The 25,103-nt window shown below is 41.0% G+C and carries 27 protein-coding genes and 3 pseudogenes; 15 read left to right on the forward strand and 15 right to left on the reverse strand.

Going from position 1 to position 25,103, the window contains the following annotated elements; genetic code table 11:
* Positions 1–7: 7 nt before the first annotated feature.
* Complete coding sequence (locus PPM_RS16040; RefSeq protein ID WP_014599999.1) at positions 8–811, reverse strand: lipid II flippase Amj family protein; 804 nt, start codon at positions 809–811, stop codon at positions 8–10.
* A gap of 152 nt (positions 812–963) precedes the next feature.
* Between PPM_RS16040 and PPM_RS16045 the strand changes: the two genes are divergently transcribed.
* A complete protein-coding gene (locus PPM_RS16045) occupies positions 964–1,161 on the forward strand; it encodes a hypothetical protein (RefSeq protein ID WP_013371825.1) in 198 nt (65 codons plus the stop codon).
* A 210-nt stretch (positions 1,162–1,371) separates the two neighbouring features.
* On the opposite strand, the gene PPM_RS16050 is transcribed toward PPM_RS16045, so the two are convergent.
* Together PPM_RS16050 and PPM_RS16055 are read right to left on the reverse strand one after the other, a co-directional pair.
* Positions 1,372–2,076 (reverse strand): YitT family protein, encoded by a 705-nt coding sequence (locus tag PPM_RS16050; protein WP_013371826.1) that lies wholly within the window; start codon positions 2,074–2,076, stop codon positions 1,372–1,374.
* Between the two features lie 421 nt (positions 2,077–2,497).
* Positions 2,498–3,424: a DMT family transporter gene (locus PPM_RS16055; RefSeq protein WP_013371827.1), complete on the reverse strand. Its 927-nt coding sequence runs from the start codon at positions 3,422–3,424 to the stop codon at positions 2,498–2,500.
* A 304-nt stretch (positions 3,425–3,728) separates the two neighbouring features.
* Here PPM_RS16055 and PPM_RS16060 point away from each other — a divergent pair, with 304 nt between their 5' ends.
* On the forward strand, positions 3,729–4,142 hold the full coding sequence (locus PPM_RS16060; RefSeq protein ID WP_013371828.1) for a hypothetical protein: 414 nt from the start codon (positions 3,729–3,731) through the stop codon (positions 4,140–4,142).
* A gap of 175 nt (positions 4,143–4,317) precedes the next feature.
* On the opposite strand, the gene PPM_RS16065 is transcribed toward PPM_RS16060, so the two are convergent.
* On the reverse strand, positions 4,318–6,843 hold the full coding sequence (locus PPM_RS16065) for a transglycosylase domain-containing protein (RefSeq protein WP_014600001.1): 2,526 nt from the start codon (positions 6,841–6,843) through the stop codon (positions 4,318–4,320).
* Positions 6,844–7,023: 180 nt separating this feature from the next.
* Here PPM_RS16065 and polYB point away from each other — a divergent pair.
* Positions 7,024–7,530 (forward strand): annotated as a pseudogene (polYB, locus tag PPM_RS16070) (DNA polymerase IV); the annotation flags it as partial.
* Positions 7,531–7,802: 272 nt separating this feature from the next.
* Here polYB and PPM_RS16075 read toward each other — a convergent pair.
* Positions 7,803–8,615: pseudogene (locus PPM_RS16075) on the reverse strand (Tn3 family transposase); the annotation flags it as partial.
* 224 nt (positions 8,616–8,839) lie between these two features.
* Positions 8,840–9,700, reverse strand: coding sequence for a helix-turn-helix transcriptional regulator (locus tag PPM_RS16080; RefSeq protein ID WP_014600004.1), 861 nt, complete (start codon positions 9,698–9,700; stop codon positions 8,840–8,842).
* A gap of 106 nt (positions 9,701–9,806) precedes the next feature.
* Here PPM_RS16080 and PPM_RS16085 point away from each other — a divergent pair, with 106 nt between their 5' ends.
* The 3 genes from PPM_RS16085 to PPM_RS16095 are packed head-to-tail and all read left to right on the forward strand — an operon-like array spanning position 9,807 to position 12,240.
* A complete protein-coding gene (locus PPM_RS16085) occupies positions 9,807–11,036 on the forward strand; it encodes an MFS transporter (protein ID WP_014600005.1) in 1,230 nt (409 codons plus the stop codon).
* Complete coding sequence (locus PPM_RS16090; protein ID WP_014600006.1) at positions 11,036–11,437, forward strand: carboxymuconolactone decarboxylase family protein; 402 nt, start codon at positions 11,036–11,038, stop codon at positions 11,435–11,437. Before PPM_RS16085 ends, PPM_RS16090 begins: the two co-directional genes overlap by 1 nt.
* Before the next feature lie 17 nt (positions 11,438–11,454).
* Positions 11,455–12,240, forward strand: a complete 786-nt coding sequence (locus PPM_RS16095) for an amidohydrolase family protein (protein ID WP_014600007.1) — start codon at positions 11,455–11,457, stop codon at positions 12,238–12,240.
* A gap of 967 nt (positions 12,241–13,207) precedes the next feature.
* Here PPM_RS16095 and PPM_RS16100 read toward each other — a convergent pair.
* The 5 genes from PPM_RS16100 to PPM_RS16120 form a co-directional block, all read right to left on the reverse strand.
* Entirely contained in the window at positions 13,208–14,476 is a 1,269-nt protein-coding gene (locus tag PPM_RS16100) for a DNA polymerase IV (RefSeq protein ID WP_014600008.1), read from the reverse strand.
* Between the two features lie 242 nt (positions 14,477–14,718).
* Positions 14,719–15,156, reverse strand: coding sequence for a protein-tyrosine phosphatase family protein (locus tag PPM_RS16105; RefSeq protein ID WP_014600009.1), 438 nt, complete (start codon positions 15,154–15,156; stop codon positions 14,719–14,721).
* Positions 15,157–15,187: 31 nt separating this feature from the next.
* Entirely contained in the window at positions 15,188–15,607 is a 420-nt protein-coding gene (gene arsC / locus PPM_RS16110) for an arsenate reductase (thioredoxin) (RefSeq protein WP_014600010.1), read from the reverse strand.
* Between the two features lie 25 nt (positions 15,608–15,632).
* Complete coding sequence (locus PPM_RS16115) at positions 15,633–16,922, reverse strand: arsenical efflux pump membrane protein ArsB (RefSeq protein ID WP_014600011.1); 1,290 nt, start codon at positions 16,920–16,922, stop codon at positions 15,633–15,635.
* A 146-nt stretch (positions 16,923–17,068) separates the two neighbouring features.
* The gene (locus PPM_RS16120; protein WP_014600012.1) at positions 17,069–17,419 is read right to left on the reverse strand and encodes an ArsR/SmtB family transcription factor; all 351 of its coding nucleotides are present in this window, start codon (positions 17,417–17,419) and stop codon (positions 17,069–17,071) included.
* A 131-nt stretch (positions 17,420–17,550) separates the two neighbouring features.
* On the opposite strand from PPM_RS16120, the gene PPM_RS16125 reads away from it, so the two are divergent.
* The 4 genes from PPM_RS16125 to PPM_RS16140 all read left to right on the forward strand — a co-directional run bounded on the left by PPM_RS16125 (position 17,551) and on the right by PPM_RS16140 (position 19,613).
* Positions 17,551–18,000: a MarR family winged helix-turn-helix transcriptional regulator gene (locus PPM_RS16125; RefSeq protein ID WP_014600013.1), complete on the forward strand. Its 450-nt coding sequence runs from the start codon at positions 17,551–17,553 to the stop codon at positions 17,998–18,000.
* 61 nt (positions 18,001–18,061) lie between these two features.
* Positions 18,062–18,241: a hypothetical protein gene (locus tag PPM_RS16130; RefSeq protein WP_043921425.1), complete on the forward strand. Its 180-nt coding sequence runs from the start codon at positions 18,062–18,064 to the stop codon at positions 18,239–18,241.
* Positions 18,242–18,302: 61 nt separating this feature from the next.
* On the forward strand, positions 18,303–19,094 hold the full coding sequence (locus tag PPM_RS16135; RefSeq protein WP_014600014.1) for an arsenite methyltransferase: 792 nt from the start codon (positions 18,303–18,305) through the stop codon (positions 19,092–19,094).
* Positions 19,095–19,118: 24 nt separating this feature from the next.
* On the forward strand, positions 19,119–19,613 hold the full coding sequence (locus tag PPM_RS16140; protein ID WP_014600015.1) for an arsinothricin resistance N-acetyltransferase ArsN1 family A: 495 nt from the start codon (positions 19,119–19,121) through the stop codon (positions 19,611–19,613).
* Between the two features lie 98 nt (positions 19,614–19,711).
* Here PPM_RS16140 and PPM_RS16145 read toward each other — a convergent pair whose 3' ends face one another.
* Positions 19,712–20,710: a DGQHR domain-containing protein gene (locus tag PPM_RS16145; protein ID WP_014600016.1), complete on the reverse strand. Its 999-nt coding sequence runs from the start codon at positions 20,708–20,710 to the stop codon at positions 19,712–19,714.
* 151 nt (positions 20,711–20,861) lie between these two features.
* Between PPM_RS16145 and PPM_RS16150 the strand changes: the two genes are divergently transcribed.
* Positions 20,862–21,233 carry a helix-turn-helix domain-containing protein gene (locus tag PPM_RS16150; RefSeq protein WP_014600017.1) on the forward strand — a complete coding sequence of 124 codons (372 nt, stop codon included), beginning with the start codon at positions 20,862–20,864 and terminating at the stop codon, positions 21,231–21,233.
* 301 nt (positions 21,234–21,534) lie between these two features.
* Here PPM_RS16150 and PPM_RS16155 read toward each other — a convergent pair whose 3' ends face one another.
* From PPM_RS16155 to PPM_RS16165, 3 genes are read right to left on the reverse strand one after another with little or no spacing between them, the layout of a single operon-like run.
* Complete coding sequence (locus tag PPM_RS16155; RefSeq protein WP_014600018.1) at positions 21,535–22,245, reverse strand: metal-dependent hydrolase; 711 nt, start codon at positions 22,243–22,245, stop codon at positions 21,535–21,537.
* A gap of 16 nt (positions 22,246–22,261) precedes the next feature.
* Entirely contained in the window at positions 22,262–22,639 is a 378-nt protein-coding gene (locus tag PPM_RS16160) for a carboxymuconolactone decarboxylase family protein (protein ID WP_014600019.1), read from the reverse strand.
* On the reverse strand, positions 22,620–23,051 hold the full coding sequence (locus tag PPM_RS16165) for a MerR family transcriptional regulator (protein WP_014600020.1): 432 nt from the start codon (positions 23,049–23,051) through the stop codon (positions 22,620–22,622). Before PPM_RS16165 ends, PPM_RS16160 begins: the two co-directional genes overlap by 20 nt.
* Positions 23,052–23,342: 291 nt before the next feature.
* Here PPM_RS16165 and PPM_RS30660 point away from each other — a divergent pair, with 291 nt between their 5' ends.
* From PPM_RS30660 to PPM_RS30180, 4 genes and pseudogenes are all read left to right on the forward strand, one after another.
* The gene (locus PPM_RS30660; protein ID WP_148266405.1) at positions 23,343–23,546 is read left to right on the forward strand and encodes a DUF4158 domain-containing protein; all 204 of its coding nucleotides are present in this window, start codon (positions 23,343–23,345) and stop codon (positions 23,544–23,546) included.
* 41 nt (positions 23,547–23,587) lie between these two features.
* Positions 23,588–24,265 (forward strand): annotated as a pseudogene (locus tag PPM_RS16175) (Tn3 family transposase); the annotation flags it as partial.
* Positions 24,234–24,545: a tyrosine recombinase XerC gene (locus PPM_RS30175; RefSeq protein ID WP_014600023.1), complete on the forward strand. Its 312-nt coding sequence runs from the start codon at positions 24,234–24,236 to the stop codon at positions 24,543–24,545. The pseudogene PPM_RS16175 and the gene PPM_RS30175, both read left to right, overlap by 32 nt.
* Positions 24,529–24,927, forward strand: a complete 399-nt coding sequence (locus PPM_RS30180) for a tyrosine-type recombinase/integrase (RefSeq protein ID WP_014600024.1) — start codon at positions 24,529–24,531, stop codon at positions 24,925–24,927. The genes PPM_RS30175 and PPM_RS30180 overlap by 17 nt, the downstream gene beginning before the upstream one ends.
* The last annotated feature ends 176 nt before the right edge of the window (positions 24,928–25,103 follow it).

Consider the following 25,103-nt stretch of genomic DNA (forward strand, 5'->3'; position numbering starts at 1 on the left):
TACTGATCTAGCTCATCACCCACCCAAGCCAAATGGCTAGCGGTACCAGCAATAGCTGAGCTAATAAAGTTCCTGCCAAACGCGAGATGATCATCCATCCGTACACGCTGTTCATTCGGATTAGGGGCAGCTCCCCTCGTAGGGTTTTTTCTGACAACACCGCCAATCTTGGATCAATTAACAAGGTCAACAATACCGTCGCGACACCATTGATTAAGCCTGACGACATTGACATTGCCGTACCTTGAGCGGGCCATAGGAATGACGCATACAAGGCAGATACCACTCCGGTTGTATAAATTGCGGTAACGGCAATATTTAAAATAATTAGACGCTTGGGGATCACTCCACTGATTAGGGAGGTAAACATGGACCAGCTAGGGCGCTTTATGTAGTAGCCTGCATGCTTCCAGCGATTTCGCCTCATTAAATGACGTATTAAAGCCGGGATAGATCCAGTATGCTCCAAATGTACAATCCATCTGGCTGACATGCGTACTACTGTTGGATACAGTAATATAGCAAGCATAGTCCCAACGGTGGCGGCCAGCAGTACCCCGTGCATATACAGTTCCAGTCTCATATCCGTTCCGCCCAATTGTGCTGCCTCTTTAGCCTGATCGACCATCCCTCCAAGTAAAGGTCCCTGTGCCATATTGGAGGTACGTGAAACCAACAGCAGCATTCCGGCCACGGTTAATGCCAATCCAATCCGACGTGCTCGCAAACCACCAAGCCGAAGAGCATAGGACAAGCTATCGGTAGTATGAATGATGATGGTTAGTAAAAAAACGAAACCCCAGGCAAGCAAATGTTTCACTCCTTTTTCTGGTATTCTGCTCACCATTATACGCTTTTTCTTAAGATAAATTTTACAATATATTCATTACTCTAATTTTTGTTAGTCTAAGCCGACAACGGGTAATACATAATACATCATCTGCTAAAAAGGAGTGTGCAACCATGCCTTGGAACAAACATGATTACCCGCCATCCATGAAAAATCTAGAACCCCGTGTACGAGAAAAAGCCGTTGATATCGCTAACGCTCTACTCCGCGAAGGCTATGAAGAAGGGCGTGCGATTGCGATTGCCACTGCACAAGCTGAGGAATGGAACGATAATCATCCAGCCGCACGAGAATCGCCGAGCAATCAATGAAGAGAGAGACGAACAGCCCATGTCAACCTTTAAATACAAAAATGAATCGGTGGACGAAGCTCAAAGATTTGTAGAATAGCAATAGATTTCTGCAAATATTCATGAACAAAACGGACGTATCCATTCTACTTTAAAGCCTTTCTGATGAAGCTAAATACAGCGAAAGGGTGTCACGTAAGAAGATTTCTCTCCTGACGTAACACCCTTTCCTTATTGACGAAGGCTGTGGACGACCGGCACTGTTTTGGCAACTACCTTTTTAGCGGGAATAGCCGCTGGCAGTACCTTTTTCACAGGTCGGTGCAATTGGAACGTGGTCGTCCATGTAATTATTTTTCCGGCAAGCCACACAGCCAGTATTGTAAACATTGTTTCCTTCACAGGCAGATACAACAGCGATAATCCCAGTACGATGATGTCACTGACGATAAACACATTGCCGATTTTCCATCCGCGCCACTCGCTGATTAGCAGAGACAAAATATCATCGCCCCCGGTTGCTCCACCGAATCGCAGTACGATTCCGGCTCCTAAACCTGTGAGCACCCCACAAAGTAGAGCTGCTATTAGCAGATTTCCATGCAGGTCTATAACCAGAGTCGAATATTTCTCAAATCCTGCATAAAACAGTGAAAAGGCGACGGCTCCGATTAATGCTAGCATCATAAATCTTTTGCCCTTCAGTACCCATGCTAGCAATATGACGGGAACATCAAGCATCAGCATACTCCATGCTGGAGATATGCCAAACGCATAATGACCCAGCAAAGCTAAGCCTGCAAATCCGCCCTCTGATAAATGATTCTGGGCATTAATGTGATAGTACGTAAAAGCTAAAATGCATGTTCCGAGCAACATGACAGCAATCTGTCTCAGTGCTCCATTGTTCACGATAGATTCGTAAGTTTTCCTCATACAGGCTCCCTCGGTTTCTCGTAAGTTTGATGTGGATGAACCCACTCTTACGGAAGCAACCTGGTAAGATGTGCCTGGAGGACTTGGTCCTTCGCATGTACAATCCCCTCTTCCGCAGAGTTGGCTTTCGCAACTTGACGTTACTCCGCGGAAAAGCTAAGTATAAGACAGATCAAATCGTTTCCAAATCGTCCTTTGGGGAAGTATCCTTCGGGGACACATGGTATCCTGATCCTTTCTTTTGTGGAATAAAACTCCGACATTTCTGTGGTGCATATAATTCTATAATTTATTATACCACACCTTGTCACCTGCTAAACAGCTTGCTTTTTTTGCTGCACCATATTTTATTTTATGTGCGAGCATGCTTTATTGTATGTGCGAGTTGACGCATTATACCAAAGGTTTGGCGAATACACACTTAATGACCTGAGTGTGTTTTATTTTCACTTGGAGCTATTACCCTTAGTTTGGCTGTTCTGCGCTGATTGGCCATAAATACGCCCCCGAGTATAAGAAGCAGCCCGGTCAGCACGTTCCAGCCGATATGCTCATTCAGAAGTAAAAAGCCCCATACGATGGCGCTCACGGGTACAAAATACGTTACCGAAGAAGCGAATTCCGCACTCCCGCGCAAAATCATATAGTTGAACAAGATATATGCTACCCCTGATCCCAAAACTCCTAGCCCTATGAGGGAACCCAATACTCCTGGAACAGAAACGATCGACAAATCCGGTCTCTCTACAATTGCCATCATAATACCACCCCCTGCTGCCGCACCAAACAGTGTCGCAAAGGTAGCCTGATACATGGAAAGATTGGAGAGAAAACGTTTGGAGAGCTGTGTTCCAAATCCGTAGCAGAGAGTCGCAAGCAGCATACATCCAAAACCTACAGGATCAACAGAAATAATAGAGGCAGGATTAATACCCAATAAAATAATAATTCCTATAAAAGCGAGCCCCATTCCTAACCACTGCAGGCGATGAAATATAGCTCCGAAGAAGACAAGGCCCACCAACATAGTCCATATTGGCGTGGTCGCATTCAATACAGAAGCCATGCTGCTAGCTATTCTGGTCTCACTAAAACCAATCAATGTCCATGGTAAAACCATGTTTACACATGCTACCAGAATAACCGATTTCCACGGAATGCTTTTGATTTTAAACGGCTTACGCATAAGAAGCATTAATAAGACGATAAAAATAAGACCAAAGCTGGAGCGCAGAAATACAATGGTCCACGGTCCTACTTGATGTAGCAATAACACCTTAATAAACATAAAGGAACCGCCCCAAATAAGGCTCAACAATAATAAAGCTACATATAACGAACGTGACAATATGTAAACCTTCTTTCTCTACTTTCTTAAGTTAAATAGTAAAAATGACCGCTAGCAGAACACTATCCCCTTCTATGTAAGGTTTTTTATCCATCAGCTTAACACAAACTCTGTTTGACTGTCATCGGTCATATACGAAAGAACCTTTAGGCAATGGCACATGGAAGTAGGGCTCCCTGCCCCTTTTCCAATAATTGATGATTGCTTTGGCAATAGAAAAATCTCTATGATGAGGTATATACAGAACGTGTGTTCTATATACTTATTATATATTGTAATTTTACTCCAAGTAAAGGAGATATTTATGACAAACAAAAAGGTACTTGATAACAAGCATAAAGCTCCTTTGCCTTCTGAAGAAGACGCAGGACTGATCAAGATGTGTGTACTTCTAACTCTTGTGCTAGATGTGTTGGAACGAGACATTCGTATTATGAATATCTCTCCTCTAAAAATGCCCGATTTGTATATTCGTAGCCTGACTGAAGTACAACAGCGCATAACTGTTCAATTAGCAGAAACAAAAGCGCGAATGAAAAGACAGGGAGTGAAAATATACAGCGAAATCCGAAATCATGAAGGCGTAGAGGTTTTGTATGTATGCCGCGGTTACCAAAGGCGATTTTTCATGCTTTCATCCTTTGCCCGCAGTGAGGTTCGGCGTAAACTCGGATACTACCTGGGAATTGATCTGACCCAAGACTATGCCCCCTTATAATCTCGCCTTGCCTACTTGCCTAAACAAAGAGAAGATTTTAAAGCCCATTGGTTACATAGCAAATAATTTGGCTCGTATTTTCAAAAAGGAGAAATCTAAAATATGAAAAAAAAGAGCAGAGCCGCATAAAATGCTGGCTCTACTCATAATTACAACAGACTGATCGCCGTGTTGCTTAGTTGTTGGATTGATCAACCGTTGGTTCAGGATAGATAACCTCGTCAGGCTGAGTTTTTGGAGCACCACTCTGGTTCTCTGATTCAGAAGGTGTCTCCGGTTCGTTTTCAATAGAAGGTTGCGATGTATCTGTTGATGGCACATCGTTATTCTCATCAAGCGGTTCGATCTCTGCATCTGTGTCAGGAACAGCAGGAGCTGTTTCCTCTGGTGGAACCTCCTCTTGATCTGTTGCAGGCACCTTAACCTCAGGGACATCTTCTTTCTTGACCTCTGGTTTGGACGGAACTACTGGTCTAGCAGAACGTGGAAGCTGTTCTCTTCCGACTTCGGTCGGCACGTACTTTTGGTTAAACCAGTCCGTCACGAGATGACCTGATTGGCGGGAATAACGCCCTGGCAGCTTACCTGTAAGACTAGATACCGTAACTTTCACAACGCCTTCCGGCTGTATAAAATGCTTATGCTTAAAAAGCTCAGGCTGGTCCTTGACCGCCTCATTCATGATCAGCGCCCACACCGACTGTGCTCTGGTGTGACCTTCTTGAGATAATGTATTAACCTGTTGGCGATAACCAGCCCAGACGCCTAGCGTAACGTCAGGTGTGTATCCCATAAACCACACATCACCAAAGTTCTGTGTCGTACCCGTTTTACCCGCGATATCAATGGTACCGTAGCTTTTAAAAGCTTTTTGCAGACGTTTGCCAGTTCCTCTCGGGTCTGATATAACGGTTCTGAGCATATCCGTCATCAAAAATGCGGTTTGCTGCGAATATACACGCTTTGTCTGTGGTTTAAATTCATATACAATCTTACCGTTGGCATCTGTAATTTTACTGATCAAGTGAGGGGCATTATACACGCCCATATTGGGAATTGTCCCATATGCTGCGGTCAGTTCTTCGACGGATACCCCCTTACTAAGTCCACCTAGAACTCCTGTTTGAGCATGTTCATCCTGTGGTTGAATCGTTGTAATTCCAAGAGAACGCACAAAATTCCAAGCGTTTGGAATTTTAACTTCATATAAAAACAGCCTCAGTGCAGGGATGTTGATTGACCGATTGAGTGCTTCACGGGCTGTCATAAGCCCCTCATACCTTCTGTTATAATTTTTAGGAATATGATAACCCTTACGTCCGTCTTTCAATATGATTTGTGAATCATCAATAAGACCGGCGGGCTGAGTGTAGCCCTTCTCCAAAGCAGGTAAGTAAGCAGCAATAGGCTTCATGGCAGAACCGGGCTGACGTGTCATTTGAGTTGCATAGTTCATTTGCTCGGTATTAAAATCCCGGCCCTCGATCATACCGAGGATAGCCCCTGTCTTATGATCAATCATGATTGCTGCAATCTGTTCTAGCCCCTTCTTCTTACTGTATGGAGAAAAATTTTGTGGATTGGCTGCAATCTGCCGCATATTGCTATAAATTTTTTTATTTATTGTTGTATAAATTCGATAGCCGGATCGTTGCAACTCTTCTCGCGTATTTTGAAGAAGTTCAGCATGCTCAGGCTTAGAAATCTCGGCTGCTGTGAGATTCGGATTTTGCTGGAGTGCTAACAACTGTGCGGCCTCCCGCTCTGTTTCCAGCATCAAATAAGGGAATGTATTATAGCTTTTTTCGCGATGTGGGGCAAGGGTCGCTCTCACATCAAATTGAAGCGCCTCGTTATATTCGGACAGCGTGAGCTTGCCTGTTGCCAGCATTCTTTCCAACACAACGCGTTGGCGCTCCATCGCTTTATTGAAACCTTCTTCATCAAAATTCCCTTTACCATCAAAAGCGGAATAAACAGATGGCAGCTGTGGAAGACCTGCCAAATAAGCCGCTTGAGCAATATGAAGCTTATGTAGGTCGCTTACATTGAAAATCCCTAACGAAGCAGACTTGATTCCATACAAATTGTAACCAGCGGAACCATTACCAAAAGGCATTTTATTTAAGTAAGCCGTTAATATTTTGTCTTTGCCCATAAAACGCTCCATACGTAGTGCCAGCAGCATTTCCTTCACCTTTCGGCTGTCCGTTTTATCCAGACTCAGGAAAACTCTTCGGGCTACCTGCTGTGTCAGTGTACTGCCGCCAGTTTGGCGGTTTTCATTCAAAAGCTTCTGCTTGACAGCACGAGCCGTCCCCTTTAAATCTACACCATGGTGCTCATAAAATTGGCTGTCTTCCGTTGAAATGAGGGCATCCACAATGGACTGAGGAACATCCTTCAGGTCAACGAGCTGTCGGTCCTCCTCCATGCGCATTCTTCCAACCGGAGTTACCTGATCATTAAAAAATACAAAGCTGGTCAGAGCATTCTCATTTACCTTTTCATATATCAATTGACGTGATCGTACAGGTTCATCATGAACCAGTGCCGCCACATAACCGGATATAAGACCTCCGGCAAACAACACTCCAAGTACACCCGCAAGCGAGAACCACTTGATATTAATCAGCAAAACTCTGCCAAAAATGCGCCACCTACTGCGTTTTTGAGATGATGGTCGACGTTTTGGGTTCATAAAAATGGTTTTCTCCCCTCAATATTCATTCATTTCCACTTGTTTTTGTTCAAGATAATATGATACGCCATGCTAGGTTTCCCGTAAACTGTAATGTTCCAAAAAATACATTTGTATTAGGAACGCTTGTTCTGTATATAATACTACTATAAGAGTATACGTTCAAGAATATTTTGGAATATGATCAATTACATATCAGGGGAGGAGGTCAACATTTTGAAGGAGCGTAGAAGTAGAACCATATTTCTAGCGGACTGTCAAAGCTTTTATACCAGCGTCGAAAAAGCGGATAATCCCACCTACCAACATAAGCCGCTCGTTGTGGCCGGTGACCCTGCACTTCGTTCAGGCATTATTTTAGCTGCGTGTCCGCTGGCAAAAAAACTTGGTATATCCACTGCAGAACGTCTGGGGGAAGCTGTAAAAAAATGTCCTGACCTTATCATTGTACGCCCGCGCATGCAGCATTATATCGATGTCTCATTAAAAATAACAGAAATTTATAATGAATATACGGATTTGGTTGAGGTTTTCAGCATTGATGAACAATTTCTAGATATGAGCGGAAGTCTCTCCCTGTTCGGAGATCCGATGAGCATTGCAAGTGAAATTCAGCAGAAAGTGCTCGCACAAACAGGAGTATGGATTCGAATTGGTATCGGTCCCAATAAAATGCTGGCTAAAACGATTATAAGACAAACTAAATTACTTGTACATAATTATAAAATCCTGTAGGAACAAGATATTTAACGACTAAAGTAATGTACATTATTCAATTGCTTTGTTTATTGCTTTCGAAAAAATTTTTAGATTAAAAATTTAGTTGTAGATGTCCAAGTATTTCTTATTGCTTAGACTAAGATAAGGCTTCTTTTAGAGCACTACGGGGTACCGCCAACAAAGTGCGGATTTTGTACGCTAAGCCTTGATTGTCGAAAAAAACGCCGGAATCTTGTACGCTAAGGATTACCGGCTTCGATTCTTCCTTGAATAAGTGGTAACAATGCGTTTAAACTGGCATTTCGTTTTTGATCGAATGTGTACTCACCAAGAAAGTTGATATGTTCCCAACCTAAAGGCGAAATGTGGCTTAATAGATTTTCATGAAGCGATCCTTTTTGCTTCAAGACCTTCGTTGCTTCTGTAAGATGAACCGTATTCCAGACACTAATTGCGTTGATGAGAATATTCAATGCGCTGGCCCATTGTAGCTGATTTAGCAAGGCACGCTCGCGTAATTCTCCGCGTTTTCCAAAAAAAAGTGCTCTGGCAAGAGCGTTCATTGCCTCGCCTTTATTTAGACCGCGCTGGATGCGACGACGCATCGATTCGCTAGAGATGTAATCCAAAATGAAGATTGTCTTTTCTATCCGTCCCATTTCCCGTAGAGCTGTAGCTAAACTATTTTGTCTAGCATAAGATCCAAGCTTCTCCATGATAAGAGATCCTGAAACTTTCCCTTCCCGAATAGAGTGGGCTAAACGTAAAACGTCATTATAGTTCTCCTGTATGATCTTCGTATTGATACGACCGCGAAGTAGGTTTTCTATCTTTGGAAATTCGCCTGTCTTATCAAACGAATATAACCTGGAATCAGATAAATCGCGAAGCCGTGGAGCAAATCGGAATCCGAGCAAATGACTTAAACCAAAGACTTGATCAGTGTAGCCGGCGGTATCCGTATAATGTTCTTCAATAGACAACTCAGATTCATGATGCAAAAGGCCATCGATGACATGCACCGCGTCACGAGCGTTCGTATTGATGACTTTGTCCAAACCGGTCAAGTTGGTACCAGAAGAAATGGGGTACCGCCAGCAAATCGGAAAAAAACTACGTTAAGCAAATTTCGACAAAGAAAAGACCGATTTTGACCACGTTAAGGCTAAATCGGCTGTTTCATTTCAAACTTAGTTGTGTGGAATTTATTCATGTAAAATGTTCCTACTCTTATATTAGAGACAAACGATTTCCCCTTAATACGTTCGTGTTTATATCACTCTTTTATTGTAGGTCTACTTACCAGTTGTAACAAGCGCTTCATTTTCTGTTCTGTTTCTCCCTCTTGGCGAGGTTGGTAAATGGTTAATTTTAGTTCAGGTGCATCGTACACCTGAAGAGTAATATGATCCATAATCATTTCTCCAACTAAAGGATGCAGAAGTGTTTTTTTGCCACAAGGAGTACCTAGAACTTCATGCTTGGGCCACCAATTACGAAACTCAGGGCTCTTATTAGTAAGTTCTTTAATGATATCTTTAAACCACTCATCACCGACAAAACGTGTATATGCTAAACGAAATTGAGCAATCAAGCGTTGCGCATGATCTTCCCAATTAAGAAATAGCTCTCGGTATTCTTTAGATGCAAAGCAACGCCAGACTGCATTACGATCTCGATCATTCATTTTATTAAAGTCACCAAAAACCACGGTAGCAGCTTTATTCCAGCTTACTATGTTCAATTTTTCGTCTGTTACATAGGTAGGACAGTATTTTAATTGACTCAATAAATTTTTCAAGACGCTATTTACACTTTCAACGAGAGGTCTTCCCACCTTAGATAGCAATGGCTGATTTGCTAATAAAAATAGATGCTCTTTTTCCTCTTCATTTAGCCTGAATACACGCGAAATAGCCTCCAATACTTCTGAAGATACTTGTATATCACGCCCTTGCTCTAACCATGTATACCAAGTTATTCCTATCCCTGCCAGCTGAGCTACTTCTTCTCGGCGCAGTCCCTCTGTTTTTCTACGTGGCCCAATAGGTAAACCAAAATCTTGAGGAGATAACCGTGCCCGTCGTGTCTTTAAAAAATCCCCTAGTTCTTTCCTTCTTTCTTTATCACTTAACATTTAACCTCTCCCCTTATATAAGTAGTAGTTTTAATAATAGTATAAACACACTCCTATTCCCATTATAAACCTTTATCTATTCTAATACATGAAGGAGGTGAGTTTAATGGTTTTCAAAAAAAGGGCTGAGGCTTTTCCTATACTTACGAAAGGATTAGTTCTCCTAATGGCTGCAGCATGTGGTTTTACAGTAGCTAATGTCTATTTAAATCAAACGCTCTTAGTCAGTATGGCAAATACTTTTCACATTTCTGAAACCAATATAGGAATTGTAGCAACTTTAACTCAAGTGGGATATGCTTTGGGAAATCTTTTATTGGTACCATTAGGTGACATTTTTGAACGAAGAAAATTGATCCTAAGTTTATTATCTATTGTATGTATTATTTTAGCTGCAACTGCTTTATCAATGAATGTAACATGGCTGATTGCAGCAAACTTAATTCTTGGATTTGTTACCATTGTCCCTCAAATTATTGTTCCTCTTGCTGCTAATTTAGCTTCAGAAGATAACAGAGGAAAAGTGTTAGGGAACGTTGCCATTGGCTTAGTGTGTGGGATTTTAGGTGCTCGATTAATCAGTGGTTTTGTAGATTCACATTTTGGATGGAGATCTATGTATTGGGCTTCTTTTGCTGGCACAATTATAATGATCATTTTAATTGTAATGTATCTTCCAAAAAGCAAAGGAAATCATGCAATACAGTATAAAAAATTACTTACATCTTTAGGCCCGTTATTTTTAAAGGAAAAAGTGTTGCAAAAAGCTTGCCTTAGTCAAGGAATGATGTTTGGTTCCTTTAGTGCCTTCTGGACAACACTTGTTTTTTTATTAAATACTTCTCCGTATTCTTATGGGAGTACCGTGGCAGGGTTAATAGGTTTAGTGGGAATAGCTGGAGCCTTTGCAACTCCTATTATTGGCCGGGTGATTGATAAAAAAGGGCCAAAATTTGCTAATACTTTATGTATGTTTATTTCTTTAATCGCTTTTCTAATCTTAATATTCTTAGGATATTGGCTACTAGGATTAATTCTTGGTGCACTATTAGTAACAGTTGGTACGCAAGCAAATCAAGTTGCTTGTCAAGCTACTATCTTTCAACTATCTCCCGAAAAGAGAAGCAGATTAAATGGATTATACATGGTATCTACATTCTTAGGTGGATCTTTAGGATCATATTTAGGTGTACTTGCTTGGAGCAAATGGCATTGGTATGGAGTATGTACAGTTGGGATACTCATGATAGGTATTGCTTTTAGTTCCTTATTTAGCTTTCCTAAACAAGAAAAAACAGTAAAAAATAGAGAATTCGAGAAAGGAAGTCATGTCTAATGTCTGCAAATACAGAAAACTATAAAAAAGGATTGGAAGTATTATCAAAAATAGATCCGGACAACTATCAAAATATCGTGAATAGTTTTAAAGATTCAGTAGCACCTGACTTAGGAACTTTGGCCGTGGAATTTAATTACGGTCAAATTTTTTCTAGACCAGGATTAGATTTAAAATCTCGCCTTCTTGCAACAGTTGCTGGTCTAACTGCTTTAGGAAATACGGAACAATTAAAGTTTTATATTAACGGAGCTTTAAATGTTGGATGGACCGAAGAAGAAATTGTGGAAGCTATGATGCAAATGTTAATTTATGCAGGCTTTCCTGTCGCATTAAATACCATTTTAACAATAGCTACCGAAGTATTTTCTAAAAGACGAAATCAGCTGTCAGCCAATTAATGGAGGGAGAGTGAAAAATGATTATCGATAGTCATGCCCACGTAGTTCTACCTATAGAAAAACAAATTAAAATGATGGATTCAAGTGGGATAGATAAAACTATTTTATTCTCTACGCTTGTTCATCCAGAAAAAAGTGAAAGCTACGATGAATTTATTCAGGAAATGGATGTACTGAATCAAATTTTAAATAACGAGATAAATCCCCTAGAAGCACGATTAAAAGCTCTAGAAGAATTAAGGGATGCTATCGCAAAATATCCTGATCGTTTTACTGGATTTGGTTCGGTTCCCCTTTTAAGTTCCTCTGGAGAACTGCACGATTGGATTGAGAAGATTGTAAAAGATTATAAAATGAAGGGACTTGGAGAGTTTACCCTTGGTTCAGGCCAAATTAAAATGCTTGAACCTGCATTCCAGGCAGCTAGTGATTATAATTCCTTTCCGATTTGGGTGCATACATTCCATCCACTCAATTTAAATGATATTCAGGAATTGTTCGCTTTAACTCGTAAATATCCCAATGTACCTGTAATTTATGGCCATTTGGGAGGAGTTCATTGGCTGCAAGTTATTGCATTAACAAAAGAAACAAAGAACGCCTACCTAGATATCTCTGCATTTTATACAACCTATGCATTATCTTTGGCTATAAAAGAACTCCCAGAGAAAACTTTATTTAGCTCTGATTTTCCTTATGGTGATCCGTTCTTAAATAGGTTGGCAGTTGAACGTCATGCTTCAAGTGAAGAAGTCGTACAACGAGTACTAGGTGGAAATATTGCTAACCTTTTAAATATTTAACTTATTTTTATATCAATTTAAGACATAAAAGCAATCCTTACTTCTCCTTATCATTGGGAAAACTAGGATTGCTTTTATGTCTTAGTGTAAGGTGATACTCCTCTTTAGAATTATAAACTGTAACATTTTAAATAAAAATAAACAAAGAAAAAGCTTTATGTCATTCATACAACACAATAATAATTGTGTTGTATCGATAAGGGTAAATCTTGCTCTTTTCAGATCCTTACGCAACACAATTTAGCCCCAAGATGATGTTTCTCAATGCAACACAATCGTTAACGTGGTTTTTTCGCGTTTTGTTAGTGCTACTTCTCAAATCACTTTGGAGGAATAATTATGGATAAGGATTTTCTTGCTCCTATTGGTCTAATCACAGGGTTGCTGCTCTAGACCGCAAAGTAGCAGATAAGTGTAAATTATTGAAAAGGCAGAAAGTGGTGAAGATTTAAGTGATGAAGAACTAGCCACTTTGAAAGCTTTGCTAGTCGAACAGGATGCCGAAATTGCGCGGCTCAACGGGGTAACTACCCTTTTGAGCGGAGACGACATAGTGATGGTGGATGATCAAGACGACGAAGAAGACGAGTAACATTTACAGTTGAAAACTAGGATTCTAGGAGCGGAAACGCTCCCTATTTTTGTGCCTTCGGAACAATAATAAAAGCAACTGGATATTTCTGTTTGTTTGGTGCGAATCCGTCACCGCCCTTTAATCCGCGAAGCCATTTACGTCCTTAGCGTACAAAATCCGCATTATGTTGGCGGTCGCCCACTACATGCTACCCGCGTATTTCTTTAATTAATAATTTAAATGGAATATAATGATGAGGACGTGACCCAAGCAAAGGTGCGGAAGCACCCTTTTTATTGAACTAACGGATAGCTTGGTTCCAATAATCAGGAATTTACACTGTACTAATAGTGAAAGATCGAATTTACTGGATGTATTAGTTTTAATACCTGTTTATTTATAATGCCCCCCGATTTTTAGGGATCTCTCTAGTGCCTGACCAGCTTGGGTCAAAGAGGACGCTCTTATGATAGCTGCGCTACCATAGCGTTCTTTAATTTTATCTGTTGCTTCTTCCAGGGAGCGGATACGCTCATGATCCTCAAAGAAGGAAAGTTGATAAGTTTGGTCGTCAACCAACCCACTTAAAGTGACACCTAAGCGTCGTATCGGCATACCGTTCCAAAAATTATAAAATATTTTTTTTGCTGCGTTGTACACTTTATTCGTATTGTTAGTCGAATCTGTTAGCTTCATTTGCCTGGAAAATCCGGTGGGAGCCTCATATGGACTGCATGTACAACTAACGGTCACGACAGAGCCCATGTACCCCTTACGACGACTGTCTCGACAAACTTCTTCCGAGAGTTCAAGCAGGATGGTCTCTACTTCATTTGGTTCCAAATAATCCTGGGGTAGGGTCATCATATGGCTTACCGACTTTTGTGGAGAACTGAGGGTATACGGAGCTACAGGACTCTCATCTAGACCATTGGCTGTTTTCCACATGACCTCCGCCTGTATATCCGACTGTTTTCCAAAACGAACGCGGAATTTAGACTTAAGGTCTGGTAGAGACGTTCTAGCGATATCACCAATGGTTGTCATACCAAGCCGCTCAAAATGGGACGACATCCGCGAACCTACCCCAAACATTTTATTAACTGGCTGTGGCCAGAGTAGCTGCTCTAATTCTGTCTTGGGCAACGTGAATATACCGCTTTTAATTTTTTTAGCCCAAATATCAGTTGCGCTTTTGGCAAGAACCTTATTGGAACTGATTCCTATTCGTACCCAAACCCCGGTTTGTAAAAGAACCTTCTTTTGAATTTCTCTTGCAACGGTTAAAGAATCTCCAAAAATTTTAAAACTACCCGAAATGTCCAGAAACTGCTCATCGATACTAAACACCTCTACTAGATCGGTGTATTCCTTGTATATATCCGTAATTGCTAAAGAGACATCAATATAATGTTTCATACGGGGACGGACGATCACAAGCTCAGGACATTTGTTGAGGGCTTCACCGAGCCGTTCTGCTGTAGACACCCCGAAACTTTTGGCCATAGGGCATGCTGCTAAAATAATTCCAGACCTGCGTGCAGGATCGCCTGCTACCGCAAGCGGTTTATTTTTGTACTCTGGGTAAGAAGCTTTTTCTACACTCGCATAAAAACTCTGACAATCCGCCAAAAGAATTGTCCGCTCAGTTGTTTTAGTCATGCTGTACCCTCCAAAACCGATTACTTATATACGAACATGCGTTCTTTATTATTATAATGCCAAACACGAGTTCTGTATTCAGGTAATTTATAGGGCTTGTATAATTTGCAAGTAAAAAGATTGGGGAGTTTAAATGATTTTCTCCATAGGTAATGAAGTCAAAGAAACTTGCTCCTTGTTGTCAAAAAGCTAAAGAGGGACTATTCCCCAATGGAAATAGTCCCTTTGCCATATCGATTTAATTACTTGGATGGATAAAATCCCTTCAACACATCACGCATTTCTTGCTTGATATTGATATCTGGACGTTTTTCTTTGGCCAAGGCTTCCGCCTCTTCCACTGTGGTAGCTAAACCCAACTCAAGTAACACTCCAGTTGCTACGGTTCCTGTACGATTCCGTCCGCCGGCGCAATGGAAATACACGGTCTTCCCGCTGTTCACCGCTTCTTTAACCGCCTGAATAGCGGCATGCACAGAATCCTCCTGCCCAGTCTCATGTTCCACAATCGGATAATGATGACGCGTAACATTTGCCGGAAATCCTTCTGCCTCAGTACCGTTATCTCGCAGATCAAAAACATCTGTGATCTCTTGCTCCCGAAGAACTTGAAGCAATGCACTCTCTCCGCCAATATATACTTTGTTCTCAACAAGCGCGTGATAATTCACCTTAATCATTCCCCCTCTATCAAATTCATAGCAGGAACTGCTATTCTCCGGTTTCTGCAAATTGTTTAATGCGTTCTCCTACCTGGTCACGAACTCGCTGAAAGACGCCCCATTTCTCTTCTTCCGATCCTTCAGCTTTGGCCGGATCATCAAATCCCCAATGCTCACGGCGAACTTGTGGAGGAGTGATAGGGCATTTATCAGCCGCGTCCCCGCACAACGTCACAACCAGATCGGCGCTGTTCAGCAAGACAGGATCAATAATATCCGAAGTTTGATCAGAAATATCGATACCTACTTCACTCATCGCTTGCACCGCTTTAGGATTAAGGCCGTGCGCCTCAATGCCTGCACTATATACGTTCCAATTGTCTCCTAGATATTTCTTAGCCCATCCTTCTGCCATTTGACTCCGGCAAGAATTACCAGTACACAAAAAGTAAATTGTCTTTCTCTCCATGGGAAGCGCCTCCTTTAATGTTCAATTATGAAATGACTAACCACAGATACAGGCCTAATAGCGTAATAAAAAGAGTAGGGATCGTTAAAACAATGCCTGTTTTAAAATAAGTTCCCCAAGAAATTTTCACACCTTTAGAGCTAAGCACATGTAGCCATAGCAATGTGGCCAATGAACCAATCGGGGTTATTTTCGGACCCAAATCCGATCCAATTACATTAGCGTAAATCAGTGCTTCTTTGACCATTCCAGTCGTATGGGTGGCATTAATGGCAAGCGCATCAATCATGACTGTAGGCATGTTATTCATCAACGATGAGATAACCGCCGCGATAAAACCCATGCCCATGGTGCCTACAAACATACCTTGATCGGCAGCTGCTTGAATCACATGAGCCAGAAGATCCGTCAAACCGGCATTACGCAGACCATACACCACTACATACATGCCGATAGAGAAAAATACGATAGCCCATGGAGCACCCTTGATGACTTCTTTCAACGGTACCGCAGGACTTTTTCTCGCCAGCAGCAAGAAAAAGATGGCTATGATACCGGCTACGACTGAGACAGGAATACTAAAAAATTCGCATGCAAAGTAGCCAATCAACAGCACCACAAGAACAATCCAGGACATAAGGAACATTTTTGGATCTTTAATCGCTTCTGTAGGTGCCATTAATTGTGCATCATCAAACGTTTTTGGAATCCTTTTGCGGAAAAAGAGATACAGAACTACAATACTAGCCAATAAGGAAAATAAATTAGGTACAACCATACGACCCGCATATTCCATAAACGTGATGCCAAAAAAATCGGCTGATACAATGTTCACCAGGTTGCTGACCACAAGCGGAAGCGAAGTCGTATCTGCAATAAAACCACTCGCTATGATGAACGGAAAAACCATTTTCTCATCCAGTTTAAGTGCTCGAACCATCGCTAGAACAATGGGTGTCAGAATTAAGGCCGCACCATCATTCGCAAAAAAAGCAGCGACAACAGCTCCAAGAATGGTCACATACACGAACATCCGAGTTCCGCTTCCCCGTGCAGCTCGTGCCATGTGAAGCGCCGCCCATTCGAAAAATCCGATTTTATCAAGCACCAACGAAATCAGAATGATGGCCACAAAAGCCAGGGTTGCATTCCAGACAATTTGAGTCACTTCCCAAACATCATGCAAATCGACGACACCTACCAGTAGAGCAAGTACAGCTCCTCCGCAGGCAGACCAGCCAATAGACAAATTTTTAGGCTGCCAGATCACCAACACTAAAGTGGCTAAAAATATAATGCATGCCAACCAAACCAATGTTCAAAACCTCCATTACCCAAGATATCCGTAGTCCTCATCTTCTCGTTTTTCTGATTCCTCCTCTTTGTAATCCATAATCTTATAACCATATACTTATATTGAAGGCAACATTTATCCCCGCAAGCAGATAAACTGAACAACCTTTAGGAAGAGCAGCCTGAGGAATCCGGTCCACAAGTTGCTATGGGTCCCTCTTTATTCAGCCATTTTAAAATCCGCTTTGAATCCGGCATACACTCAAGAACAGCTTGAATATGTGGTTTGTCGTCTACGTTTAAGGAATAGTATACCCACTGACTTCGTCTTTCTTCTTTAACCATCCCTTGCGACTTTAATTTTCTCAAATGCTGGCTAATGGCAGGCTGCGACATATCAAAGATATCTACAAATTCGCAGACGCACCATTCTTTTTCTCTCAATAGAGAAAGCATTGCCAGCCGGGTTTTATCCCCCAATAGCTTTAAATGATCGGCTATATAACCAAGTTGCTCCAATGCGTAGCCTCCTTCCATATATATAACTGTATGCTTATATGCTAATTCAAATTCATTTTGAAATCAACAAAGAATATTACTTGCAATTTGCAAATTAATAATATATAACTAAGGCAAGAGGTGAAACATACATGGAAAATACACGAGAGTTATTTCAAAACATGACCCGTCGTTTAGGCTTACTGAACAAAAACTGTTGTACGGTTGGTGGGCACGACATTTCTCCGGTTCAAAGCCATATTCTTTATGAAATTGATCGCCAGCACAAACCTTCCATGCAGCAAATTGCTGAAACCCTTGGAACCGATATCACCACATTTAGTAGACAGGTTCAGAGCTTAACCAAGATGAATCTGGTTGAGAAAACGCCGGACCCTAGTGATCGTAGAGTCTATACCTTGTCCCTCACCGTGGAAGGTAAATATGTAGCGACCACCATTGACACACAAATGAATGACTACTTAAACGAAGTTTTTTCGTATTTGACCGACTTTGAACGAGAAACGGTGATACGGTCCGTAAAACTCTTTAATGATGCTATGGCTCGATCCAGCAAATGCTATTTTCCGGTGAAAGGATAATAATCGCTTCAAATACTTGTAAATTACAATTATCAAATTCATATCGTTGGAGGCTTTAAAAATGAATGAAAACATCTATGTTGCAGAATACCTGATGAAAGCTCATGAACTGGAAAAGCAGCACCGATCTCAATCCGTTTGGAAATGGTCAAATGCAAATTCCAAAAAAAAACGGTTGTCTTTTGACTTTTTTCTTCCTAAACCAGTGCAAACCTCCATCTGCTGCGCGCCTTGCTGCTAACTAAAACATAATAGCTGTTAAAATTCTGTTCCATCTATCCAATTTAAAGGAGTGTTTTGCGTTGAATAAACCTACGAATGATGAAATCCGCCAAAATGTACGGAAGCATTACCAACAAATTGCCGTTAAGGAAGTCAATCCCCCCGCAGCAGGTAGCTGCTGTGGGGCCCCGCCTGATGTGGATGCCCTCTCATCACAAATGGGTTATTCCACAGAGGAGTTAACAGCTGTTCCCCAAGGAGCAAATCTCGGGCTTGGCTGTGGTAACCCGCAAGCTATTGCTGAATTAAAGACTGGTGAAATCGTCTTGGATTTGGGCAGCGGCGGTGGATTTGACTGCTTTTTGGCCTCACGACAAGTAGGAGAGGACGGTAAAGTCATCGGTGTCGATATGACCCCAGATATGGTCAGCCGGTCCCGCAGTAACGCAGCTAAGGGGAATTTCACAAACACTGATTTTCGTCTAGGAGAAATCGAACATCTGCCCGTAGCAGATGACACAGTAGATGTGATTATCTCCAACTGTGTGATCAACCTTTCTCCGGATAAACAGCAGGTCTTCAACGAAGCCTTTCGTGTTCTGAAATCGGGCGGCAGACTAGCAATTTCCGATATTATTACTACTGCAGAGCTTCCTTCTGAAATAAAAAATGACCTGAGCGAGTTGTATTCCGGCTGTATTTCCGGCGCCTCTTCATTGGAAGAAGTGAAGTCCATGCTTCTGCAGAGTGGATTTACCAGTATTAGCATCGAGCCTAAAGATGAGTCCAAATCATTCATCAAAGATTGGTTACCTGGTGCAAACGTGGATAATTACATTGTTTCTGCGATCATAAAGGCCAAGAAAGCCTAATGTACTTATGGGTGGGGGATCAGCATGCCAATATTGAACGTTCGAACAGCAACCTCAGAAGACCTGGATCGTATTCTAGACATTTACAATCAGGGGATTGAAGATCGGATAGCTACACTAGAGACGGAAGCCAAAGACTTCGACTATATGGTTAACTGGTTTAGAGAACATCAAAACCGCTACACCGTTTTGGTCGCAGAGTCGGACGGGATTGTGGTTGGCTGGGCTTCTTTGAATCGTTATTCTCATCGTTGTGCTTATGATGGTGTAGCAGACCTATCGATTTACGTAGACCGAACCTTCCGAAGTAAAGGGGTTGGCAGCGCACTTCATGCGGAGTTAGAGAAAGAAGCTCGGAAAAGCAATTTTTATAAAATTGTCCTGTTTACCTTCCCCTTTAATGAAAATGGCCAAAGGCTTTATCGAAAAATGGGTTACCGTAAAGTCGGTATCTTTGAAAAACAAGGGGTTATAGATGGCCAATATGTAGACGTAATGATTATGGAAAAATTGATATAGTTCATGAAAGAGCAAGCCCCATCAAAGGGGATTGCTCTCGTTATCTAACCAACATAAAGCATGTTTAGTGTAAATATAGTATTTTCTTTGGACACTCATTAATTTGAAGACAACATCATCATATCAATTAAATCAATCGCCAAAGATTTAGATCCACTAATACCTTTAACATATTTTAAAGGACCTTCTGAGGACCAGTTCATTGACACAAGTTTTTTTACATGCTTGTGCATCAGGTTATAATCTAATCTACCTCGTTCATTTATACTCTTGGTCAAAATCTTGCCACCGGCAATAGAAAGGGCATCAAGACAAACAATATGGGTAATACGATAGTCCCCATAATCTATCCATTCTTTCGAAAAAATATCTTTAATGTAACGATAATAATTTAAAGCAATTTGATATTTTTCTTCGTTGCTCATTGCTACCAGTTTTTGTTCTTTAAATAGATACTGGAGTGTTCGATACAGATTTTGAAGAGTAATATGGCGACCACGTGTACGTTTACCAACAATGCTGCCGATGTTATGAAAGGGACTCTCAGGACGTGTGATTAGCTCTGTTGCAATCCAGCTATATTCATCGGAATTTCGACGTAAATATTTACTTAAAGAAGTCCCAATACCTTTAGCTTTAGTATTAATAGTATCAAATAATTGTATTTCCTCATCTTCATCGAGATAATGGAAAGCTAGAAAAGGGATATTTAATTCAGCATTAGTTTCTTGAATATAACGCTCAATACCACCAAGACGATGCTGTCCATCCATAAGGGATGCTTTCCCTTTGCATACAAGTCTTCCATAATTTATTCTTATATTATCGTAAGCTGAAAATTCCCAATTCCCAGCACCATTTAACAAAACAGGTGTAAATAAAGCATCGTCACCTTTAGATAAGTATATTGCAAAATCAGTACTTCTTTTAGAATCTATAGGCCGTTGATAGCCTTTACCAGCAGGATGATCGTAATGCTTAACATAAGTAACATTTAGTGCAGTTGAAGCAGGTAAGTAACTTTGGTAGGCTACTTTACCGCGCATTTTATATTGAAGAACATTTTCAATAACAATGGGCTTTGGCAAGCTATTCATAGAAGTTTAATCACCTTTTCTTTCTAATCTCTTTGTGGTTGCTCATAAACAATATAGATCTTAAATTGTATAATTTCAAATAACAATATATAACATGAATATCTGTAATCCTGACTGAAACTTACCTAATCTGTAAAGAGAGGTGGTTACTGTGGGGATTCATATTACTGATTATGTAGGAGAGCGAATAAGAGCTATCCGAAAAAGCAAAAATTTCACCCAGGAGCAGCTGGGTGAAAAAGTCGGCTTGCCTCAGCCCTATATTGGAGGAATAGAACGAGGTGAAAGGAATATTTCCTTAGAAACATTGGAAAGAATCTTAGAAGCTCTCGAATCCACTCCTGACGAGTTTTTTAGATTCTACAATGATAAGTACTTCTCTGAAGATGAAAGAGCAAAAGAAGAGGTTATAGACAGCTTAAACGACTTGTTATCGAGGAGATCTATTTATGATATTCAATTGATTCAACAATTGGCATACAATATTTTAGTTACAATAGATTCTCATATAGAAAAAAGATAGCCTACAAGACAAAAGTCTAGATAGGCTATTTTTTTATCATTTTTTAGTTTTATTAACTCATCATAGAAAGCGTCTAATTTGGGGTAGTACCAGCGAAGCTGATACCACCCGCAAAGTTGATGGAATGTTATTCAATTTTATTAGTAGTCAGCTGTTACCAAAGGCAACGTATTTAATTTCTTTTCTTACAACTATAAAAAAAGCAGTCCAAAACTAAAATAAGTTTTGACTGCTCACTTTGTTATTTAATTATAGTTTCTATCTTCCAGCACCGGGGAAATTTCGTTCACAAACCTGTTTTTTACTGAATAGTATCACCAGGACATATATCATAAACCATTAAATCTTCAATATCAGAGAGCAGAGCAGAAAGTTCGCTTGGTCGACCGGTTAAAAAATCAAATACGCCAAAATGTGTCGGGATTACATTTTTTATATTTAGAAGGCGGACTGCCTTAGCCGCCTCTCGAGGGGACATCGTATAAGCATCACCAATTGGCAATAGTGCCAGCTCTGGCTCGTATAATTCCGCAATTAGAGCCATATCGCCAAATACGTTTGTATCCCCAGCGTGATAGACCGTGTATCCATTTTCGAATTTGATTACGTACCCCATTGGCTCCCCACCATAGATAATCTGATCATCATCAACGAAAGCTGAGGAATGGTCTGCATGTACAGCAGTAACCGCAATGTCTCCTAATTTTCGAGTTCCACCTTTATTTATCGCAACAACATTTTGGACACCTTTTTTCTGAAGAATAAATGCCAATTCCCAACCTGCCAATACCATGGCACCTGTCGTTTGCGCAAGCCAAACGGCATCTTCAGCATGATCTCGATGTGCATGTGTGAATAAAATGTAATCTACTTTTTCAATGTTTTTAATCGTTTCGGGGCAGGAGGGATTGTTTTTAATCCATGGATCAATAAGTATTTCTTTATTTCCGGGTGTCTTTATATAAAATCCGCCAAAACCAAGCCAAGTAAAAGAAATATTCCGGTTTAACATGTTGATGCTCCCCCTTTTATAAATTTCTAGTTGTAAAAACTTCCTTAGCCGCATTTAGTCCATTTAAAGCGGCGGGGAAACCAGCATAAACTGCCATTTGCATCATTATCTCTAAAATCTCTTCTTTTGTGCATCCAACATTTAAGGCACCATTAATATGAACTTTCACTTGAGGAATTGCGTAACCAAGAGCGGTTAAAGCAGCGATCGTCGCAATTTCACGAGATTTCAGATCCAATCCCGGTCGGCTATAGATGTCACCAAATGGAAATTCAACTAAGAAACGTTCAAAATCAGGGGCAACTCCTTTCAAAAAATCACGAGTATGACCTCCAAATTCTCCGACAACCTCATTCATTAATTGTAAACCGACTTCATATCTTTTTTCCATCATCTTCAAAATCCTCCGTTTCTTTTTTACCCGTGCCCTCAATGTACTTTTCGTAGAATGAAATTTTTTGAGCTACGGCATTAATAAGTAATTCAATATTTTGTTGTTGTTCAAGTAACTTATTCTGATGGTCCATAAGAATTGAAAGTCGATTGCTAACTGGCTCTTTGGGCATCTCTCCGGATTCCAAACGTTCCAGTATGCAGCCTTCTTTTGTAAACTCCGAAATATCTTCAAGGGACATCCCTGTTTTTTTGAGAGTTACCATAAACATAAGAAAGTTTACTTCAGAATCCGTAAATTCTCGTATTCCGCTATCGTTTCTCTTTATTTTTGGAATCAACCCACTTCTTTCATAAAATCGAATGGTATGTGCAGAAAGTCCGGTTCTTTCCGCAACTTCTTTAATATTCATTTCAAGGAACTCCTTTTGTTGTCGACTTGGACCATCTTACACCTTTAAGTTTACTCTAAGTCAAGCTATCTCTTTTGGAAATTTGTAGACTTTCAAAACTTATCTGGCACCGATTATTACGGAGAAGTTCCGTTTTTGTTTTTGTAAATAGAATATCGCACTTTTCGAGATACATATTGTCCATAAAATATAGCTTCGATTACTGATTTTAACTGCATTATTCCGATACTCACCATTTTAGGAACTTCGTTTGGAGGGGATTACATGAAGCGTAACTGAGAGTTGGACGAGTTGATTGAACACTTTACATTTATGCCCAACGAGATGCAACAAATCGGGAACAAGTCGGGCGAAATAAGATTAGGCTTTGCGGTTCTATTCAAATTTTTTCAATACGAAGCGCGTTTTCCCTTTCATAAATTTGAAGTTCCTAAAGCGGTTATCCAATATATTGCGAAGCAGATTGAAATGCGGCCGGAACTATACACAGTATGATTGGTCCGGAAGATCTATCACATACCACCGAACCCAGATCAGGGTACCAGCTCATGCCGCGCCTTAAAGCTATTCATTCACAAAAGCTGTACAGACCTGAACCAGGTATGACCGATGCTTATCAGAATTTACAGCCGGTACTGACTCGTCCGATCAATTGGGAGCTGATTCGGCAGCAGTACGACCAAATGATGAAGTATGCCACTGCTTTGCGCCTTGGTACCGCTGAAACGGAAGCGATCCTGAAGCGATTTACACGCAATAACTTAAAACATCCCACGTATCAAGCTTTGGGCGAACTGGGTAAAGCAGTCAAGACGATATTCCTGTGCGATTATCTTCACTCAGAGGAGCTGCGCAGGGAGATCAATTCAGGGTTGAATGTCGTGGAGAACTGGAACTCGGCAAACAGTTTCATTTTTTACGGAAAAGGCGAAGAAATAGCTACCAACCGTTTAGAGGATCAAGAGATTGCCGTACTGTCACTCCACCTCCTGCAGAACTGCTTGGTCTACATAATAAATACCATCATGTTACAAAACATCCTGTCTGACCGAAGATGGTACGATATGATGACGCCGGAAGACTTACGGGCACTTACGCCCCTGGTTTATACGCATGTGAACCCGTACGGAACGTTCAAGTTGAATATGAGTGAACGTTCCCCCTGGAAGGGAGTGTGCTTGCATGAACGAAAAGCGTACATCTCCAAAACGTAAAGCGAAAGAACTGGCCAAGTATATCCGCGGGGAACGACCAGACTATGCGTATCTCAAAAGCCTTTTTCAGCACCTTCGAGCAGAACTGGAAGTCGAGGTACCCAAAGCAGCGAAGAAGCTCCCCTATGTACCCACAGAAGAGGAGCTAAAGCGATATTATGATGCTGCCTGGCAGGCGAAGAATTTTCAAGACATGATGATCGTTAAGACACTTCTGTATACAGCCGTTCGGGTCAGTGAACTGATTAATATCAAGTTGGTCGATGTTGATTTCCGTTAGTGTCAGATGTGGCAAGGGGAAGAAGGATCGTATTGTACCATTCCCTCATTCGTTCAAGGAAATGTTGGCCATGCATGCTGATTCCATGAAAAAGAAGCAAGCGGTGTACCTTTTCGAATCATCATGGAAGAAGAAATATACTGATCGGGGAATCCGCAAAATCCTAGCCAAATATTCGGAAGTTGCCGGCATGACTCAGAATCTGTCTCCACACAAGCTGCGACATTTTCTCTTAACCTGGCTAAAAAAAGGCATTGATGATGCGCTCATACAACCGTATTCAGGTCATGAAAGCCGGAAGTCTTTAGAAGTCTATTCCAAGCTTGCAATTACTGATGCTCAGGAGGAATACAACGAGGTTATCAATAGATTCCCCATCTAATAACATCTACTTTGCGGATGGTGTCAGCTTCGCTGGTACTACCCCAATTTCTTGATCAACTTGGTTCTTAGAAGGTCTTACACTTACTTATAATATGCAAGTTTCTACTATCCTCTTCACAAATACTTATTCTCATAAAATTATCACTCGCGCTTATTTTTAACAGCTGGAACCCA

Origin of the sequence: Paenibacillus polymyxa M1, assembly GCF_000237325.1 — a bacterium.
Taxonomy (GTDB): domain Bacteria; phylum Bacillota; class Bacilli; order Paenibacillales; family Paenibacillaceae; genus Paenibacillus; species Paenibacillus polymyxa_C.